The 17,437-nt window shown below is 61.3% G+C and carries 21 protein-coding genes; 12 read left to right on the forward strand and 9 right to left on the reverse strand.

Features of this window, described 5'->3' with window-relative positions; genetic code table 11:
- The 5 genes from moaA (at nucleotide 1) to K1567_RS01525 (ending at nucleotide 5,705) form a co-directional block, all read left to right on the forward strand.
- The gene (moaA, locus tag K1567_RS01505; RefSeq protein WP_047881820.1) at nucleotides 1-987 is read left to right on the forward strand and encodes a GTP 3',8-cyclase MoaA; all 987 of its coding nucleotides are present in this window, start codon (nucleotides 1-3) and stop codon (nucleotides 985-987) included.
- Between the two features lie 174 nt (nucleotides 988-1,161).
- Nucleotides 1,162-3,153: a ribonucleoside triphosphate reductase gene (locus tag K1567_RS01510; protein ID WP_034098432.1), complete on the forward strand. Its 1,992-nt coding sequence runs from the start codon at nucleotides 1,162-1,164 to the stop codon at nucleotides 3,151-3,153.
- A 19-nt stretch (nucleotides 3,154-3,172) separates the two neighbouring features.
- A complete protein-coding gene (gene nrdD, locus K1567_RS01515; RefSeq protein ID WP_034098430.1) occupies nucleotides 3,173-3,328 on the forward strand; it encodes an anaerobic ribonucleoside-triphosphate reductase in 156 nt (51 codons plus the stop codon).
- Nucleotides 3,325-4,020 (forward strand): anaerobic ribonucleoside-triphosphate reductase activating protein, encoded by a 696-nt coding sequence (locus K1567_RS01520; protein WP_034138451.1) that lies wholly within the window; start codon nucleotides 3,325-3,327, stop codon nucleotides 4,018-4,020. Before nrdD ends, K1567_RS01520 begins: the two co-directional genes overlap by 4 nt.
- A gap of 65 nt (nucleotides 4,021-4,085) precedes the next feature.
- On the forward strand, nucleotides 4,086-5,705 hold the full coding sequence (locus K1567_RS01525; RefSeq protein ID WP_220698029.1) for a methyl-accepting chemotaxis protein: 1,620 nt from the start codon (nucleotides 4,086-4,088) through the stop codon (nucleotides 5,703-5,705).
- A 1,136-nt stretch (nucleotides 5,706-6,841) separates the two neighbouring features.
- Here the strand turns inward: K1567_RS01525 and K1567_RS01530 are convergent.
- From K1567_RS01530 to K1567_RS01545, 4 genes are read right to left on the reverse strand one after another with little or no spacing between them, the layout of a single operon-like run.
- Nucleotides 6,842-8,194, reverse strand: a complete 1,353-nt coding sequence (locus K1567_RS01530; protein ID WP_220698030.1) for a 4Fe-4S binding protein — start codon at nucleotides 8,192-8,194, stop codon at nucleotides 6,842-6,844.
- Nucleotides 8,191-9,030 (reverse strand): FTR1 family protein, encoded by an 840-nt coding sequence (locus K1567_RS01535; RefSeq protein WP_169903144.1) that lies wholly within the window; start codon nucleotides 9,028-9,030, stop codon nucleotides 8,191-8,193. The genes K1567_RS01530 and K1567_RS01535 overlap by 4 nt, the downstream gene beginning before the upstream one ends.
- 15 nt (nucleotides 9,031-9,045) lie before the next feature.
- Nucleotides 9,046-9,369: a cupredoxin domain-containing protein gene (locus tag K1567_RS01540; RefSeq protein WP_034098419.1), complete on the reverse strand. Its 324-nt coding sequence runs from the start codon at nucleotides 9,367-9,369 to the stop codon at nucleotides 9,046-9,048.
- Complete coding sequence (locus tag K1567_RS01545) at nucleotides 9,369-9,899, reverse strand: iron transporter (protein ID WP_034114031.1); 531 nt, start codon at nucleotides 9,897-9,899, stop codon at nucleotides 9,369-9,371. Before K1567_RS01545 ends, K1567_RS01540 begins: the two co-directional genes overlap by 1 nt.
- A gap of 178 nt (nucleotides 9,900-10,077) precedes the next feature.
- Here K1567_RS01545 and K1567_RS01550 point away from each other — a divergent pair, with 178 nt between their 5' ends.
- Nucleotides 10,078-10,287 (forward strand): DUF3079 domain-containing protein, encoded by a 210-nt coding sequence (locus tag K1567_RS01550; RefSeq protein WP_034114030.1) that lies wholly within the window; start codon nucleotides 10,078-10,080, stop codon nucleotides 10,285-10,287.
- A 320-nt stretch (nucleotides 10,288-10,607) separates the two neighbouring features.
- Here the strand turns inward: K1567_RS01550 and K1567_RS01555 are convergent, their stop codons facing one another.
- A complete protein-coding gene (locus K1567_RS01555) occupies nucleotides 10,608-11,081 on the reverse strand; it encodes a hemerythrin domain-containing protein (protein WP_034098414.1) in 474 nt (157 codons plus the stop codon).
- A 280-nt stretch (nucleotides 11,082-11,361) separates the two neighbouring features.
- Between K1567_RS01555 and K1567_RS01560 the strand changes: the two genes are divergently transcribed.
- Nucleotides 11,362-11,568 carry a PLD nuclease N-terminal domain-containing protein gene (locus K1567_RS01560; RefSeq protein ID WP_034098413.1) on the forward strand — a complete coding sequence of 69 codons (207 nt, stop codon included), beginning with the start codon at nucleotides 11,362-11,364 and terminating at the stop codon, nucleotides 11,566-11,568.
- A gap of 63 nt (nucleotides 11,569-11,631) precedes the next feature.
- On the opposite strand, the gene K1567_RS01565 is transcribed toward K1567_RS01560, so the two are convergent.
- Nucleotides 11,632-12,192 carry a type 1 glutamine amidotransferase domain-containing protein gene (locus tag K1567_RS01565; protein ID WP_034114026.1) on the reverse strand — a complete coding sequence of 187 codons (561 nt, stop codon included), beginning with the start codon at nucleotides 12,190-12,192 and terminating at the stop codon, nucleotides 11,632-11,634.
- 81 nt (nucleotides 12,193-12,273) lie between these two features.
- Nucleotides 12,274-12,777 (reverse strand): DUF4142 domain-containing protein, encoded by a 504-nt coding sequence (locus K1567_RS01570; RefSeq protein ID WP_034098409.1) that lies wholly within the window; start codon nucleotides 12,775-12,777, stop codon nucleotides 12,274-12,276.
- Between the two features lie 196 nt (nucleotides 12,778-12,973).
- Here K1567_RS01570 and K1567_RS01575 point away from each other — a divergent pair, with 196 nt between their 5' ends.
- From K1567_RS01575 to acpP, 4 genes are all read left to right on the forward strand, one after another.
- Nucleotides 12,974-13,198: a hypothetical protein gene (locus K1567_RS01575; RefSeq protein WP_034098408.1), complete on the forward strand. Its 225-nt coding sequence runs from the start codon at nucleotides 12,974-12,976 to the stop codon at nucleotides 13,196-13,198.
- Between the two features lie 16 nt (nucleotides 13,199-13,214).
- On the forward strand, nucleotides 13,215-13,988 hold the full coding sequence (locus tag K1567_RS01580) for a DUF72 domain-containing protein (RefSeq protein ID WP_220698031.1): 774 nt from the start codon (nucleotides 13,215-13,217) through the stop codon (nucleotides 13,986-13,988).
- 120 nt (nucleotides 13,989-14,108) lie between these two features.
- On the forward strand, nucleotides 14,109-14,360 hold the full coding sequence (locus tag K1567_RS01585; RefSeq protein ID WP_034098407.1) for a hypothetical protein: 252 nt from the start codon (nucleotides 14,109-14,111) through the stop codon (nucleotides 14,358-14,360).
- Nucleotides 14,361-14,370: 10 nt separating this feature from the next.
- Complete coding sequence (gene acpP / locus K1567_RS01590; RefSeq protein WP_047881815.1) at nucleotides 14,371-14,610, forward strand: acyl carrier protein; 240 nt, start codon at nucleotides 14,371-14,373, stop codon at nucleotides 14,608-14,610.
- A gap of 21 nt (nucleotides 14,611-14,631) precedes the next feature.
- Here acpP and K1567_RS01595 read toward each other — a convergent pair whose 3' ends face one another.
- Both K1567_RS01595 and K1567_RS01600 read right to left on the reverse strand, forming a co-directional pair.
- On the reverse strand, nucleotides 14,632-15,414 hold the full coding sequence (locus K1567_RS01595) for a DeoR/GlpR family DNA-binding transcription regulator (protein WP_220698032.1): 783 nt from the start codon (nucleotides 15,412-15,414) through the stop codon (nucleotides 14,632-14,634).
- Between the two features lie 344 nt (nucleotides 15,415-15,758).
- Nucleotides 15,759-16,685, reverse strand: a complete 927-nt coding sequence (locus K1567_RS01600) for an alpha/beta hydrolase (RefSeq protein ID WP_094066710.1) — start codon at nucleotides 16,683-16,685, stop codon at nucleotides 15,759-15,761.
- A 141-nt stretch (nucleotides 16,686-16,826) separates the two neighbouring features.
- On the opposite strand from K1567_RS01600, the gene K1567_RS01605 reads away from it, so the two are divergent.
- Nucleotides 16,827-17,414: an NUDIX domain-containing protein gene (locus K1567_RS01605; protein ID WP_034098401.1), complete on the forward strand. Its 588-nt coding sequence runs from the start codon at nucleotides 16,827-16,829 to the stop codon at nucleotides 17,412-17,414.
- The last annotated feature ends 23 nt before the right edge of the window (nucleotides 17,415-17,437 follow it).

The raw sequence follows: 17,437 nt of genomic DNA on the forward strand, positions 1-17,437 counted from the left end.
ATGAGCCTGGTGGATGGGGTAGGCCGCTCGATTGACTACCTGCGGTTGTCGGTGACCGACCGTTGTGATTTTCGCTGTGTGTACTGCATGGCGAAAAACATGACGTTCCTGCCGCGCCAGCAGGTGCTGACCCTCGAAGAACTGGAGCGCCTGGCCGCGTTGTTTGTCGGCCAGGGCGTGCGCAAGATTCGCCTGACCGGCGGTGAGCCGTTGATTCGCCCGGGCATTGTCGGCCTGTGCCGCAGCATCGCCGCGTTGCCGGGCCTTCGCGAATTGGTGATGACCAGCAACGGTTCACAACTGGCGAGGCTGGCCCGGCCCTTGGTGGAGGCGGGCGTCAAACGCATGAATATCAGCCTCGACAGCCTCGACCCCCAACGCTTTCGCGCAATCACCCGCAACGGTGATCTGCGCCAGGTGCTGGACGGTATCGAAGCCGCGCGGAACGCCGGCTTCGAACGGGTCAAGCTCAACTGCGTGGTGATGAAAGGGCGCAACTTCGATGAAGTGCCGGCCTTGGTGCGCTACGCCATCGAGCAGGGCATCGACATCAGTTTTATCGAGGAAATGCCCCTGGGCGATGTGGGGCGCTCACGCGGCGAGAGCTTCTGCGCCAGCGACGACGTACGCGCGCTGATCGCTCGTGAACATGGGCTGCTCGACAGCACGGAAAACAGCGGCGGCCCGGCGCGCTACGTGCGCTTGGTGCAACATCCGCAGACGCGGGTCGGCTTTATCTCGCCCAATTCCCATAACTTTTGCGGCAGCTGCAATCGGATCAGGATGACCGTCGAAGGGCAGTTGTTGCTGTGCCTGGGGCAGGACAAGGCCGTGGATTTTCGTAGCTTGCTGCGGCGCTATCCATTAGAGGATGGGCCGTTGATCGCAGCCTTGCATCAAGGGTTGAAGGGCAAGCCGTTGCGGCATGATTTCAGCGGGGACGGTGAGGTGCAGGTGGTGCGATTCATGAATATGAGTGGCGGGTGAGATGGACGGTGGTAGGGGGCTTGGGGCCGCCCGCAGATGTGCCAGGGGTGTCTATGCCCCCCTTCTAGAAACCTTGACGCCGATCAAGGGTGACCACCGCCTTCCTGGGTAATATCACTTCATATAGTGTTTTGTTGAATAATTTTATCTATATGTAGTGCCAGGAGCCCGGAAATGCCAAACACGCTCACCCCGCTGGTCAGCACCCGCCTGCACAAACGCGACGGCACACGGGTCGCCTTCGACGCCGAAAAAATCCGCCAGGCATTGATCGCGGCCGGCACGGCCACCGGCGAATATCAGCCCGCCGATGTGGACCTGCTATTGGGCGCCGTGCTCGCGCGTTTGCGCGGTATCGAACGGCTCGACGTCGAGCAGATCCAGGACAGTGTCGAACGGGTGCTGATGGATGCCGGCTTCTTTCTGTCGATGCGCGCCTATATCGTCTATCGCGAGCAGCACGGGCGTCTGCGCCGCGACCGCAAGACCCTGGTGGAAGTCGCCACCTCCATGAACGAATACCTCGACCGCGAAGACTGGCGCGTGCAGGCCAATGCCAACCAGGGTTATTCCCTGGGCGGGCTGGTGTTGAACGTGGCGGGCAAGGTCACTGCCAATTACTGGTTGGATGAGGTCTACAGCCAGCAGATCGGCCAGGCGCACCGCGAGGCGGATCTGCATATTCATGATCTGGACATGCTTGCCGGTTACTGCGCCGGCTGGTCGCTGCGCTCGTTGCTGCACGAAGGCCTCAACGGCGTGCCGGGCCGGGTGGAGGCGGGGCCGCCCAAGCACCTGAGCAGCGCCTTGGGGCAGATGGTCAACTTCCTCGGCACCCTGCAGAACGAATGGGCCGGCGCCCAAGCGTTCAGCTCGTTCGACACCTACCTGGCGCCCTATGTGCGCAAGGATCAACTGAGCTACCCCGAGGTGCGCCAGGCGCTGCAGGAATTTATCTATAACCTCAACGTACCGTCGCGATGGGGCACGCAGACGCCGTTTACCAACCTGACATTCGACTGGGTGTGCCCGCAGGATCTGCGCGAGCAGATCCCGGTGATCGGTGGCGAAGAAATGCCATTTGCCTACGGCGATCTGCAAGCGGAAATGGAGCTGATCAACCGTGCCTATATCGAGGTGATGCAGGCCGGGGATGCCAAGGGGCGCGTGTTCACGTTTCCGATTCCCACCTACAACATCACCCATGATTTCCCGTGGGACAGCCCCAACGCCGACCGCCTGTTCGAGATGACCGCACGCTACGGGCTGCCGTATTTCCAGAACTTTCTCAACTCCGATATGCAGCCCAATCAGGTGCGTTCGATGTGCTGCCGCCTGCAACTGGACGTGCGTGAATTGCTCAAACGCGGTGGCGGTTTGTTCGGTTCGGCAGAGCAAACCGGCAGCCTCGGGGTGGTGACGATCAACTGCGCGCGCCTGGGCTACCTGTTCAAGGGCGACACCTCGGGCTTGCTGCAACGCCTGGATCATCTGATGCAGCTGGCCATGGAAAGCCTTGAGGTCAAGCGCAAGGTCATCCAGCGCCACATGGACGCCGGCCTGTACCCCTACACCAAGCGTTACCTGGGGACCTTGCGCAATCACTTCTCCACCATCGGCCTCAATGGCATGCACGAGATGCTGCGCAACTTCAGCGGTGACGAGCAGGGCATGCACACCGAACAGGGGCGCGCCTTTGCCCTCAAGCTGCTCGACCATGTACGCGCCACATTGCTGCGCTTCCAGGAAGAAACCGGCCATCTCTACAACCTCGAAGCGACGCCGGCCGAAGGCACCACCTACCGCTTCGCCAAGGAAGACCGCAAACGCTTCCCGGACATTCTGCAAGCCGGCAGCGACGTCGCGCCGTATTACACCAACTCCTCGCAATTGCCCGTGGGCTTTACCCAAGACCCGTTTGAAGCCTTGGAACTGCAAGACGAACTGCAATGCAAATACACCGGCGGCACGGTGCTGCACCTGTACATGGCCGAGCAGATATCTTCGACCCAGGCTTGCAAGCAATTGGTGCGTAAAGCCCTGGGACGCTTCCATCTGCCGTACCTGACGATTACCCCGACCTTTTCCATCTGCCCAGTGCACGGCTACCTGGCGGGGGAACACGAGTTCTGCCCCAAATGCGATGAAACCCTCGGCTACGTTTGATCCCCCAAGGAGACTCACCATGCAAACTGCGCAACCCCAACGTCAACGCTGTGAAGTCTGGACCCGCGTCATGGGCTATCACCGGCCCGTGTCGGCGTTCAACCCCGGCAAGCAATCCGAGCATAAGGAGCGCGTGCACTTCACCGAAACGGCTGCCGCGGCTGGGCGCCAATGACGCGAGCACTACGGGTCGGGGGCCTGGTGCCCCTGACCACCCTCGACTACCCCGGTATGCTCGCCTGCGTGCTGTTCTGCCAAGGCTGCGCCTGGCGCTGTCGTTATTGCCATAACCCGGACTTGATCCCACCGCGCGGTAGCGCAGAGGTGGATTGGCGCCGGGTTTTGCTGTTTTTGCAGCGGCGTCAGGATCTGCTCGACGCGGTGGTGTTCAGCGGCGGCGAACCGACGCTGCAGGAAGGCCTGCCGGCGGCCATGGACGAAGTGCGCGAGATGGGTTTTCGCATCGGCCTGCACAGCGCCGGCATCAAACCCGCCAGCTTTGCCAATGCGCTGGCCCATGCCGATTGGGTCGGGTTCGATGTCAAGGCATTGGCCGAAGACTGCCAATCCATCACCCAGGTCAAGGGCAGCGGCGCCGCCAACTGGCACAGCCTCGACGCCTTGCTGGCCAGCGGCGTCGACTACGAATGCCGCACCACGGTGCACTGGCACCTGATCGACCCGCCACGCCTGTTGCGCCTGGCCCAGCGTTTGCAAGCCAGTGGCGTGAAGCGCTTCGCCGTGCAGATAGTCCGTACCGCCACCATGCTCGATACACAGTTGGCGTGCGCGCCGATACAAACGGCGCTGCCGGAGTTGTGGGCGCGGATGCGCGAGTTGTTTCCGGCGTTTGTGTTGCGAGGGTGAGCCCTCCACAGGATTTTTTATCGATGCTGCCCCCCGTGGGCAGGCCTTCATCAAGGAATGTTCAGATGATCCACTTAACCACCGCACGCCGTATTGTCATTGGCTTTGCGATTGCGCCTCTGGCGCTGATCGGTCTGGTGTTCTATGCCTTGCACGACCTGGCAACCCTCAAGCAACAGGCCGACCAGATCGTGCAGCAGGACTGGCCGAAGATCGCGCCGATCATGGTGATCGCCACTGGCGTGCGGGACAACGGGCGCAACACCCGCGACCTGTTGATCGACCAAGATAACCAACAGGCCCAGGCAGCCATCGGCACCACGCGCCAACGCATCACCGAGGCGTTCGCCACCCTCGAACCGCTGCTCGATACCGCCGAAGGCAAGGCCGCCTACGCCCGTTTGAAAACCCATCGCGAAGCCTACGTGGCGGCGTTCACCCAAGTGCAAGCGCTGATCAAGCAGGGCGCCCGTGACCAGGGCTTGGCGCAGCTCAAGCAGCAGGTGATGCCGGCGGAGCTGGAGGTGTTCAAAAGCCTGGACGCCTTGATGGCGTTACAGGGGCGCGTGTTTGCCGAGCGCCAGCAGGTGGCGCAGGCTCTCTACGACGACGCCCGGCGCACCATGATCGGCCTCTTTATGCTGTGCCTGGCGCGGGTAGTGGCGGCGGCGGTGTTGGTCACCCGCAGTGTGCTGCGGCCCTTGGGCGGCGAGCCGGATGAGGCGGCGCGGGTGTTGAGTCATATCGCCGGCGGTGACCTGACTATCGTGGTGCCGGTGGGTGACAGCGCGGAGGGCAGCGTGATGCGCAATCTGCATCACATGCAGCGGAACCTCCAGCAGATGGTGCGTCATATCGCAACGTCGGTGGACGGCGTGGCCAGTTCCTCGGAGCAACTCAGCGCGGTCAGCACCCAGACCAGCGGCAGCTTGCAGTTGCAGGGCCAGGAGATTGAGCAGGCCGCTACCGCCGTGAACGAAATGACCGCCGCTGTGGACGAGGTGGCGCGTAACGCGGTGAGCACCAGCGAAGCCTCGCGCCTGTCGGAACAGACCGCCCAGCGCGGCCAGGCCCAGGTCCAGGAAACCGTGGCCTCGATCAACACCCTGGCCAACGGCGTGGTGGAAACCTCCGAGCGTATCCAACAACTGGCTGGGCGCGTGCAAGACATCAGCAGCGTGCTCGATGTGATCCGCAGCATCGCCGATCAGACCAACCTGCTGGCCTTGAATGCCGCCATCGAAGCCGCCCGCGCGGGCGACGCCGGGCGTGGTTTTGCGGTGGTGGCCGATGAAGTGCGCGCGCTGGCCCATCGCACCCAGGTGTCGACCCAGGAAATCGAACAGATGATCGGCGCCATCCGCCAGGACAGCGAACACGCCGTGGCGGCCATGCACGACAGCAGCGAACGGGTGCAGGCAACTTTGGGCGTGGCCCAGCGCTCGGGGCAGGCGCTGGAAGAAATCACCCGGTCTATTTCCCAGATCAACGAGCGCAATATGCTGATTGCCAGCGCCACCGAGGAACAGGCGCTGGTGGCGCGGGAGGTGGATCGCAACCTGGTGGGCATTCGAACCCTGTCGCAGCAGGTGTTGCAGGGGGCTATTCATACACAGACGGCAGGGCAGGAACTGGCAGGCATGGCCGGGGATTTGCACCAGATGGTGGGGCGGTTCAAGGTCTAGGCCGCTACCAGAATCCCACCTTTTGAGCGGGTTCTTTCAGTTAACAGTTTGGGTCGGCCTTTCGCGAACTGCACGGCAGTGCGCCGTATGACCTGGCCCAGGCAATGCAATCAAAGGTGGGAGGGGGCAAGCCCCCTCCCACAGTTTGAGCCGGTTTTTTCAGTTAATGCTTGGGAAGCTGTTTGGATTGGCATGCCGCGAACTGTACGGCAGCGCGCCGTATGATCCAGCCCAGGCAATGCAATCAAAGGTGGGAGGGGGCTTGCCCCCGATGTGGGAGTGTCAGTTGATGCATGTGTTGTCTGACCCGCCGTCATCGGGGGCAAGCCCCCTCCCACAGTTTGAGCCGGTTTTTTCAGTTAATGCTTGGGAAGCTGTTTGGATTGGCATGCCGCGAACTGTGCGGCAGTGCGCCGTATGATCCAGCCCAGGCAATGCAATCAAAGGTGGGAGGGGGCTTGCCCCCGATGTGGGCGTGTCAGTTGACACATGTGTTGCTGACCGGCCGCCATCGGGGGCAAGCCCCCTCCCACAGTTTGAGCCGGTTTTTTCAGTTAATGCTTGGGAAGCTGTTTGGATTGGCATGCCGCGAACTGTGCGGCAGTGCGCCGTATTATCCAGCCCAGGCAATGCAATCAAAGGTGGGAGGGGGCTTGCCCCCGATGTGGGAGTGTCAGTTGACACATGTGTTGCTGACCGGCCGTCATCGGGGGCAAGCCCCCTCCCACAGTTTGAGCGAGTTTTTTCAGTTAATACTGGGGAAGCCGTTTGGATCGGCCTGTCGCGAACTGCGCGGCAGTGCGTCGTATTATCCAGCCCAGGCAATGCAATCAAAGGTGGGAGGGGGCTTGCCCCCGATGTGGGAGTGTCATTTGACACATGTGTTGCTGACCCGCCGCCATCGGGGGCAAGCCCCCTCCCACAGTTTGAGCCGGTTTTTTCAGTTAATGCTTGGGAAGCTGTTTGGATTGGCATGCCGCGAACTGTGCGGCAGTGCGCCGTATGATCCAGCCCAGGCAATGCAATCAAAGGTGGGAGGGGGCTTGCCCCCGATGTGGGAGTGTCAGTCGACGCATCTGTTGCTGACCCGCCGTCATTTTCCCACAATGGACCGCCTTGCATCAGGCAAGTCGCGGTCAAGCCCAGCCCCAGAACTGTAACCACCATGCGCCTGCGACCATGCCGGCAGCCGTCAAGACACCCATCCATGCCGCCATTCGTGCCTTGCGCGGTAGGCCGCTCAGTTGCCGCCATCCCAACCAGACACACCATCCAACAGCCGCCACCAACAGGGCCCCGCGCGCCGTTTGCACCCAGGCCAACACCAGCCCTTCGTAGCGCAATAACTTCACCGTGGTCGCCGATAAGCCGAGAAACAACCCCGCACCACCGAGTGGCGTCAGTGTCAGGGCAAGGGGCCGAAACAGTGCGCGGTCGCCCGCAACACGTGCGCTGAATTTCATCAGCACCCAGCATGCGCCACCCAGCAGCAGTGAGCTGGCGCCCAGGTACAGCACGATGCACATCCCATCCAGCCAACTGAAACTGTCGTTGAGCTGCGGGTAGTGGGTCAGCAGCCACCATGGCGCGGTGTCTTGCAGCGGCCATAGCCAATCGTGTACCACCAGCCATTCGGCCAGGTGTTGTTTGAGGGCGATAAACCACGGGCTGACGGTCCATTGAAACGCACCCATGGCCAGGCCGATCACGCCGAACAGCAGCAGGCGCGCGTCCCATACCGAGGCAGTTTGATGACGGGCCTGGAGGATTTCCTCGTTGCACGAGCGTGCGATCAGTTGCACGGCGCTGCGTTGCCCACTGCAGCGCCCGCAGGCGTGGCACTCGCTGGCGCCTTGCAGGCGGCGGATGTCCAGCAGCGGCGCGCAGTTGGGCAGGGGCAGGCGCGGCGCGGTGTTGGCCTTCCAGCGTTGCTCGTCCACCGCAAAGCGCACCGGCGCCAGGCGCGCGAGCAGGGCGAATACGCCGCTCACCGGGCACAGGTAGCGGCACCACACACGCTTGCCGCGCACGAACAAAAGGCCCACCACGACGGCCGCTACGGTGGAGCCGCCAAGAATCAGCAATGCTGCCTGGGCGTAGTCGTATACGCTGATCAATTGCCCATACAGGGTGGTCAGGCAAAAGCCCACGGTGGGCCAGCCGCCCCAGCGCAGCCAGCGCGGAATGCCCAGGCCGCGTCCGTGCTGGCTGGCCCATTCGCTTAGAGCGCCTTCCGGGCACAGCACGCCGCACCACAGGCGCCCGAACATCACCATCGACAGCAACACGAACGGCCACCACACGCCCCAGAACATAAATTGCGCCAGCAGGGTCAGGTTGTTCACCAGGTGCGCCTGAGTGTCAGGCAGCGGCAGCAGCGCCGGCACCACCAGCAGCAGCGCGTAGACCACGACCACCGCCCATTGCAGCGCACGGATCAGCCGCGCATGGCGGCGCATGCCATCGCCCAGACGGGCCAGCCAACTCATGCCGCGTGCCGCGACCGGCGCAGGCCGTGGCTCACCCACAGCCAGTAGCCGAGCAGCGCCACCAGGGTGATCAGGCTGGGCGCGGCGCGGTAGCCGGCGAAATCGGCGAGCAGGGCGCCCACGCCATGGCTGTCGCTGAGCAGTGCGCTGCTGTCCCAGCGGCTCTCACCGAAGGCCGTGTAGACCCAGTCCGGCAGGTCCATTGCCAGCAGCTGCCCGCTGATACGGTCCACGGCAGCCACCAGCAACGCGCCGCCCAGCAGCAACAGCAAGGCTTCGCTGAGGGCAAAAAAGTGCGCCCACGACAGTACGCGGCGGCTGCTGCGCAACAGCAGCACCGTGAGACCGGCCAGCACCAGGCCGAGCACGCCGCCAATGGCGAACAGGCTCAGGGCCGTGTCGTGCAAACGCGCGCCGGCGCCATACAGGAACACTACGGTTTCGCTGCCCTCGCGGCTCACCGCCAGCAACGCCAGCAGCAACAAGCCCCAGCCGCCCTGGCGTGCCAGGCGCTGGTCGGCGTCGCGTAACAGGCTGTGGCGAAGGGTGGGGCCGTGGCGATGCATCCAGAACACCATCTGCACCATCAGAGCGCTGGCGACCAAGGTCAGCAGGGCTTGCAGCCATTCGCCTTCGGCGCCGGTCATGGTTTCTGCGGCCCACAGCATCAGCCCGGCCAGGCCCGCCGAGCACAACAGACCGAGCAGCACCCCGGCCCACAGAAAACGTGCCAGGCGCGAGCGACCGGCCTGCTGGCTGATCCAGGCTTGCAGGATGCCGATCACCAACAGCGCTTCGACGCTTTCGCGCCACACAATGAACATCGCTTGATTCATCAACAGCTCCGGCGGTTATTGAGCGAGGAGGCTGCCTTCGGGCAGCTGTGGGTTGAACTCGTCGAAGAACGGGTATTCGCCGGGTTTGAGCGGGTGGATCACCACAAAGGTGGTGACGCCGGGCGATAACACCTTCTCCACGCGCAACGGCGTGCTTTCGAATTCGGCCGGGCCCTGGCCGGCATTGGTGAGCACGATCTTGAAGCGCTCACCGGCCTTGACCACCAGTTGCGACGGCGTGAAGTGCCCATCGCGCAAGCTCAACTCATAGGTGGGCAACGGCGCCGCGGCGGCCGCGCCGCCGAGCAGCAGGCCACCCAGCAGCAAGGCGCGGCGCATCAATAACCGCCTTTCTTGCCGATGCCGGCGTAGACGAATTCGTAGTGCACTTCGCAACGCTCGAACCACGGCGCAACCCCGGTTTCCTTGTCGGTGTGGCGACCCAACGAATGAGGGCCGGTGGGCGGCAGCACGCTGAAGGTGAGGGTGTATTTGCCGGGGCCTTGTAGCTTGACGTTATCGCCGTAGTGCGGGCCGTCATTGGCAACCATGGCGTGGAAGTCGCCGCTGATCGGCGTGTCGCTGCCTTGCTTTTTCAAGGTGAAAGATAGGTTCAGGTATGGCACGAAACTGCCTTCCTGAAAGCCTTGGGCGTTGTCCGCCGTGGCGCGCACATCGGCCTCCAAATGCACGTCGGAGTCGACGGTGGCGCGCATCATGCCGGTAGGCGCCATTTCGATCGGTTGCAGGTACACGGCGCCGATTTCCAACCCCGGGCAGTGTTGCGGTTCGCCAATCGGGTATTCCTTGGCCAGTGCGGCAGAGGTGGACAGCAGCAGGGCCAGCGGCAGCAGAGAGAGGGTTCGCATGAAAACTTCCTGACGGGTGAGGGGGGAGGGCCCGAGTCTAGGAAGGTGCGGCGCAGATAATAATGATTCTTGTCAAGTTTCGAGGATATTTCATCTTGGCCAGGCTTGATGCCGATCAAGGTCAGCCGCCACTTCACGCGTTACGGTGAGGCTACCGCGCGTTGATAAGGAACTCGTCATGGCCAAGCCGTTTCCGTTGCACCCTAAGCACCCTGAGCGAATCTGCTGGGGCTGCGACCGTTACTGCGCCGCCACTGATTTGGCCTGTGGCAACGGTGCCGATCGCACCATGCACCCCGCCGAGATGCTCGGCGACGACTGGTACGAGCATGGTGATTGGGGCGTGACTACACAGCCACCCCCCGTGGATAAGCCATCAGCTGCCTGATCGAGGTGTGTCTCTGCGCTCTTTGGAGGGTTTAGCGGGTTTGGGTCTGGGGGCTTTTTTCGCGGGCTGTTGTTTCTGCGTGCTGTTGTCGGTTTTCTGGCTGCTGTCTGAAGGGCTGCTGGGGTAAGTACCCGGCGGCAGTGCGGAACCTGCGGCACCGCTGTTATCGCCGAATGCCGCAAAGACAGGCCCAGCCAGCAGCGCCGTCAGGCAAGCGGTAAGTACGATCCTTCGGGACGTGGTGGTCTTCATGACGCAATCCCCTTATGTCATTGCACAAACCCCGGGCAGCCGGAGCGTGCCCGTGGTCCGGCCAGCTTTTAAGCCGCCATCGGCTTGGCCATGGTTTTTTTATACGCGGCCTTCATGGCCTCCATTTCGGCACCGAGTTCTTCCAGTTGTGCCTTGCCCAGCAGCTTGCGGGCTTGGGGGAACATTTCGGTTTCCTCCTCTTCGATGTGGTGCTCCAGCAGTTCCTTGACCACTTTGACGCGGCCGGAAAACTCAGTGCTGGACGGCTCGGTCTTCTTCAGGTCGGGCAGAACCAGGCTGTCGACGGTGCGGTGCTCTTCCTTGGCTTCGTGGTACATGATGTCCTGCTCTTTGCCGCCGGCTTTGCGGAAGGCCGGGTAGAGAATCTCTTCTTCAAGCTTGGTGTGCAGGGTAATTTCCATTTCGAGCTTGGCCAGCAGCTCAGTGCGCTTTTTAACGCCGCGCTCGGTGGATTCGCTTAGTTGGGTCAGCAGTGTCTTGACGCGTTCATGGTCGGCTTTGAGCAGGTCGATGGCATTCATGGTGAAACCTCACGGATAGGGTTCGGGCACGTCGAAGTGCGCGCCTCGTCCTATGGGGTGTTGCATCCGCCGTACCAACTCTTGGTTATAAATAAATAATTTAAATATCAATAACTTATTGGATTTATGTGAATGCTGATGTCGTGCAGCTTGCATGGTTGCCTATCCACTACATTGCATTAAGCCGGCCTTGGGCAGGCTGTTTGCGACACTTGCGCAAATCCGATGGAACCCTGAGCGCAATGGGTTGACCTAAGCCTTAGACCTCAGGAGGTGAAACATGCAATTAGAATATGTCTGGATCGGGTTGGCGGTGGTTGTACTGCTGTTGGAACTGTGGGCGATCAACGCCGTATTGCGCAGCACCAGTGGCTGGGAGACCAAGGGGTTGTGGCTGATCATCCTGATCTTTGTGCCGCTGCTGGGTCTGATTGCCTGGGCGATGTTCGGGCCCAAGCGAGAGATGCCGGAGCAAGGTAAACACTGAGGCATGGCTCAGACAGCAAACAGGCGCCCCTCGGGGCGCCTGTTTTGTTTACGGGCTCGCGGATCAGCCGGCGAGGGCCTTGGCAATCGCGTCATTGAATGCTGGCAGATCGTCCGGCGTGCGCGAGGTGATCAAGGTCCAGCCATTGGCCTGGCATTGCTTGACCGGCTCATCCACCCAACCGGCGGCACCGGCATTTTCCAGGTCGATGCGTACGCTCTTGTAGGAGGTGAGGGTCTTGCCTTTGATCACGCCTGCGTCGATCAAGGCCCATGGGCCGTGGCAGATCGCGGCGATAGTTTTGCCGGCATCGGCGAATTCTTTGATCAGGCGCAGCGCGGCCGCGTCCTGGCGTAGGGTGTCTGCGTTGACGGTGCCGCCGGGAATCACCAAGGCATCGAAGTCGCTGCCGACCACGTCCGACAGTTGCACATCGGATTCCACGGTCTTGTCCTTTTCGGTGTCGCCCACGAACGTCTGGGTGGTGCCGCCCTTGCTGGACGCATGGGTCACATTGGCGCCGAAACCGCGCAACGCTTCCAGCGGCTTGACCAGTTCGTCGCGTTCGATACCGGTATTGGAGGTGATGATCAGGATGTGCTTACCGTTGAGGTGGGTGCTCATGATCGAGTGTCTCCTGTGCGAAGGGTTGTTGGCGTCACGAATGCCCCCGCGTCATCTGACGCAGGGGCGCGATCGGGCGAATTACTTGGCGTACTTGCTTTGCAGCTCTTTGGCCATTTGCAGGTGTTTTTCCAGGGTCGGCAGCTTCTCGGTGGCGAAAGCTTTCAGCTCGGCGTTGTCCGAAGAGGTCGACTCTTTCTTGAACAGTTCCACGGCTTCTTCGTGGGCGTTGACCTGGTTGTTGGCATAGGCCTTGTCGAAGGACTCATCGCGCATTTCCAGGATGGCTTTCTTGGCCTTGTCCATCAGTGCGGCGTCGTCCGGCACTTCCAGATCATGCTTCTTGGCCAGGGCCATCAGTTCCTGGTTGGCTTTGGTGTGGTCATCGACCATGTGCTGGGCGAAGGTTTTCACGTCGGCCGAGCTGCTTTTTTGCAGGGCCAGTTTGCCGGCCTCGACTTCGGTGATGCCGCTCTGTGCGGCCTTATCTACGAAGTCGTTGGAGGTGGCCGCGAAGGCTGCGGACATCGAACCGGCAACCAGTGCGAAAGTCAGGCCCATTTGTTTCATCAGCTTGGTAGTCATGGTGTCTCTCCTTGTGAATGACGTGATGTCGCTACCTGGGTGTTGAGCCGGCACTGGGGCAAAAGGTTTAAATTTTTTTGTGCTTTTTTCGCCAGCGGTGGCCGCGGCAAATTCCTTGAACTATCGAAAAGCCCAGGGCTCTGCTGAATGAGCCCGCCGTGTGATGGCGGCGCGTCAATTACTAGGAGAATGCCCCGTGACCGAGCACAAGAGCGCCGATAAAACCCCCACCCCCGTCAGCTCCGAAGAGGCGCAAAAAGGCACCGACAATCCTGTCAAAGGCCAGACCCTGGAGCGCCCGAACCCCAACACCGAAACCGTTGACAAGGTGCTCACTCCCACCTCGATCAAAGACACCGAGCGCCAGACCGATGCGATCAACGAACAAGCCGCCAAGGCCGAGCGCAAATTGAGCCACTGAGCGGAGCATTCAAGCCATGGCTGACGACGCCGGCCGCGCGGCTGCTGTTTGGGCCGCACCCTTGTACATCGGTTGCGCAGGCTGGAGCCTGCCGCGCGAACACTGGCCGGCATTCGACGCAGAGGGCACGCATTTGCAGCGCTATGCCTCGCGCTTCAATGCGGTGGAAATCAACAGTTCGTTTTACCGCGCTCACTTGCCCACGACCTACGCGCGCTGGGCACAGTCGGTACCGTCGACTTTTCGGTTCTCAGTGAAAATGCCCAAGCTCATCACCCATGAGTTGCGACTGGCGCACTGCGAAACCGCGCTGGATGAGTTTCTAGCGCAGTGTCAGCGATTGGGCGACTCCCTAGGCTGCCTGCTGGTGCAATTGCCTCCGTCATTAGCGTACGAGCCCGTGACCGCTGCGGTGTTTTTCCGCGCCTTGCGCCAACGCTATCTGGGCGCCGTGGTGCTGGAACCGCGGCATGCCAGCTGGCTTGAGGCTGAAGGGTTGTTGCAGGATTTGCATATCGGCCGGGTCGCCGCCGACCCTGCGGTAATTGAGGGCGGCCACCTGCCCGCCGGCTGGCACGGCGTGCGCTATTGGCGCCTGCACGGCTCCCCGCGCATTTACCACAGCGCCTATGGCCCCGCACGGGTGCAGGCGTATGCCCGGCAGTTGCTGCAGTCCATCGAGCAAGGCATCCCCACCTGGTGCATCTTCGACAACACCGCCAGCGGCCGGGCGCTGGACGATGCGTTGTACCTGCTGGAGCAGCAGCTGGCGGGGTTTAGCACGCTCTAACGGGTGAATGGCTTGGGTTCATTGCCAATCGATCTATACACCTGTCAGATCTGACAGTAGCCGCTTTGTATCCGATGGATATAGTCAAAGGCGTACACATGCCCAGCCGGGAGAGCGGCCATGACTAAATCCGAATTGAAGAAGTTCCTCCAAATCAAGATCGACCAAAAAGCCAACATCATCCTCAACGAGCGGGTGCGCTATGACGACGCGGCCTTCGGCGAGCTGAAAATCTATGCCTGTCTGCGGCGTATCCTGAACAAAACTGCGACGCTTGAAGACCTCGGTGTGCTGCATGCCGTGAACAACTTGCTGCATGCAACCGGTGTGCTGGCGCCCAATGAAACGCTCGGCTCCAAGGTCACCAAGTGAGGATATTCAAATGAGTGACATCGAACAGCGAGTGAAGAAAATCGTCGCCGACCAGCTAGGCGTTGCTGAAGCCGATATCAAGAACGAGAGTTCTTTCGTGGACGATTTGGGCGCCGATTCCTTGGATACGGTGGAACTGGTGATGGCCCTGGAAGACGAGTTCGAAATTGAAATTCCGGACGAGGAGGCCGAAAAAATCACCGATGTCCAATTGGCCATTGATTACGCGAAGGCGCACGCAGAGTCATAGGGCAAACCCACGCTGCCGTGGCTAGACATCCACCCGCAGCACTTCTAGCCCCAACTGTTCATACGCCGCGATATCCGGCGCATGCCACTCGGTGATCAGGCTGTGGATTCGGCTGCACGGCGCCACCACGAAGGGCTCCACGGCGCCGAGTTTGTCGGCCATGGTCACCGCCACCACCTGGGAGGCGCTGTCGAGCAACGCTTGCTTGACCGCCACTTCATCGAAATGCAGCGACGTCATGCCCACCTGTGGGTGCAGCGCGCAGACCCCGGTAAACAGCAGATCGGCCTTGATGCTTTGGATCAAGCGCACGGTGTCGTGGCCGTGGGTGGAGAGGGTGGCCGGGTTGAGTTGGCCGCCGGCGAGGATCACCTTGACGTCCGGGTGGTCCGCCAGGGCGATGGCAATCATCGGCGATGCCGTCACCACCGTAAGGCGGAGCGACAGCGGCAGTGAGCGGGCGATCTGCAGCGTGGTGGAGCCGGAATCGAACATCACGATCTGCCCGTCCTCGACGCGTTCGGCGGCCAGTTGGGCCAGGTGCCGCTTGACCGCATCGGTCTCACCGACCCGGGTAAAAAAATCCTTACCGGTGTCTTTAGGCCGGGGCAGGGCGCCACCGTGTACACGCTGCAATAGGCCGGCGGCGGCCAGTTCGCCGAGGTCGCGGCGGATGGTGTCCGAGGACACCGCAAAGTGTTCGACCAGTTCGGCTGCGGTGACTTTGCCGTCGCGCTCCAGCAGCAACAGGATCTTTTGTTTGCGTAACGAGGGGAGGTCGATGGCGGCGTGGGTGTTTTGCATGTTTGTGCGCTTTTTTGCGGGTTTATGCGAGATTAATCGCCGGCCCTGTTGAACGCAATACTTGACTTTCACCCTCTCGTTTGACCGCCCCGAAGCCGCTGTGTGGAATCGGGGCGGTTTAGCGGCGGCGCCCATTCAAGGCGCGACCCGCCGCACAAAAAATCGTAAAAAAATAAAAAGAGTTGTCCACGAAAACCGTGGGTATCTCTGTGGATAACTTTGCCGGGCCCCGGCGGGGTTGGTGATTTCGCCCAAGATCAATATTTGATCAACTTAAGGTTTGGCCCAGCATGGCCAGGGTTTGCGCTTGACAGGCCCGATCGAAACCAGTGCCGAAAAGCGTTTTACGAGTCGCCGTCGCGGCTTGTGGAGTGTGTGATGGCTTGCGTCTGAACCTTAGATTGCATCAGTTGATCGAGTGCCTGGCGATACGTGCGACCGGCCAGGCTCATGCTGTTGTTGTGGCTGGCACCGGGCACCAGCAACAAGCGTTTGGGCTCTTGGGCAGCGGCAAACAATTGCTGGCTGAAACGCGGCGGAACGTAGCGGTCGTCCAGGCCATGCACCACCAACAACGGCATGCGGATATCGGCGATCTTGTCGATGGAATCGAATTTCTGCGACAGCAGCCAGCGCACCGGCAACGAGGTATTAGCCACCGCCGTGGCCACATCGGCAAGGGAAGTAAAAGTGGATTCGATCACCAGGCCACGCACCGGCACCGGCGATTGCTGACCCAATTCCGCCGCCAGGTCGATGGCCACCGCGCCGCCGAGGGAATGCCCGTAGATCAGGCGTTTTTGTGGGTCGGGTTGCAGCACCTGAAAGCGCTCCCAGGCGATGCGCGCGTCTTCGTATACCGTGGTTTCCGACGGCAAGTCGCCGTGACTTTTGCCGAAGCCCCGGTAGTCGATGGCCAGCACCGAAAAGCCCAGGGCATGCAGTTGCTCGATGCGAAACAGTTGCCCGGTCAGATTCCAGCGCACGCCATGCAGGTAGAGGATCGCCGGCGCATTCTTGCTGGCCGCCGGGTACCACCAGGCATGGATGTTCTGCCCGGCTTTGAAGCTGGCCGGCTTGAGTTCGAATTCCTGCACCGCCTTGGGCAGGCCGCTGTACCAACTGGCGGTGCCCGGCTCGATGCGAAACACCAGCTCGCGCTCTTTGTGCTGCAAGATGCTGCACCCCACCGGCAGACCCACGATCAACAACGCCATGCACAGCAGGGGAAACCAGCGCAGGCCCAGGCGAGACAGCAAACGAGACGACATGAGCGTTCCCGGTCAAAAGGTGAAGCAGGGTTTTTACCAGAAGCCCCGCGCCGGCAGGAATTATTTCGACCACCGTTGTGCGGCTTGACGCTGTCGCTCTCTGCGCGACATGCTCCTGCTCCTTTGAGCAAAGGCCCGACCATGGACAGCAGCCCCGTACGCATCACCGCCGAAGAGACCCTTTCGGACAACTGGTACAACCTCAAGAAATACAGCTTCGACCTGCGCCGCCGCGATGGTAGCTGGCAGGCCCAGACCCGTGAGGTGTACGACCGTGGCAATGGCGCCACCATCCTGTTGTACAACCGCGCGCAACGCACGGTGTTGCTGATTCGCCAGTTCCGCATGCCCACGTTCGTCAACGACTACCACGGTTACCTGATCGAAGCGGCGGCCGGCCTGCTCGACAACGCCAGCCCCGAAGAACGCATTCGCTTGGAAGCCGAAGAAGAGACCGGTTATCGCGTCGGGCACGTCGAGAAAATCTACGCGGCATTCATGAGTCCCGGCTCGGTGACCGAGCGGATTCACTTCTTTATCGGCCAATACCAGCCGGCCGATCAGGTTGGCAGCGGCGGTGGCCTGGAAGAAGAGGGCGAAGACATCGAAGTGCTGGAGCTGGGTTTCGAACAAGCCTTGGCGATGGTGCAAAGTGGCGAGATCGTGGATGGCAAGACCATCATGCTGTTGCAGCATCTGGAACTGCGGATGTTGAAAGAAGGCTGGTAAGCCCGTCCCATCCACACAGCACG

Source organism: Pseudomonas sp. S5F11 (genome assembly GCF_019641515.1).
GTDB classification, from domain to species: domain Bacteria; phylum Pseudomonadota; class Gammaproteobacteria; order Pseudomonadales; family Pseudomonadaceae; genus Aquipseudomonas; species Aquipseudomonas rhodesiae.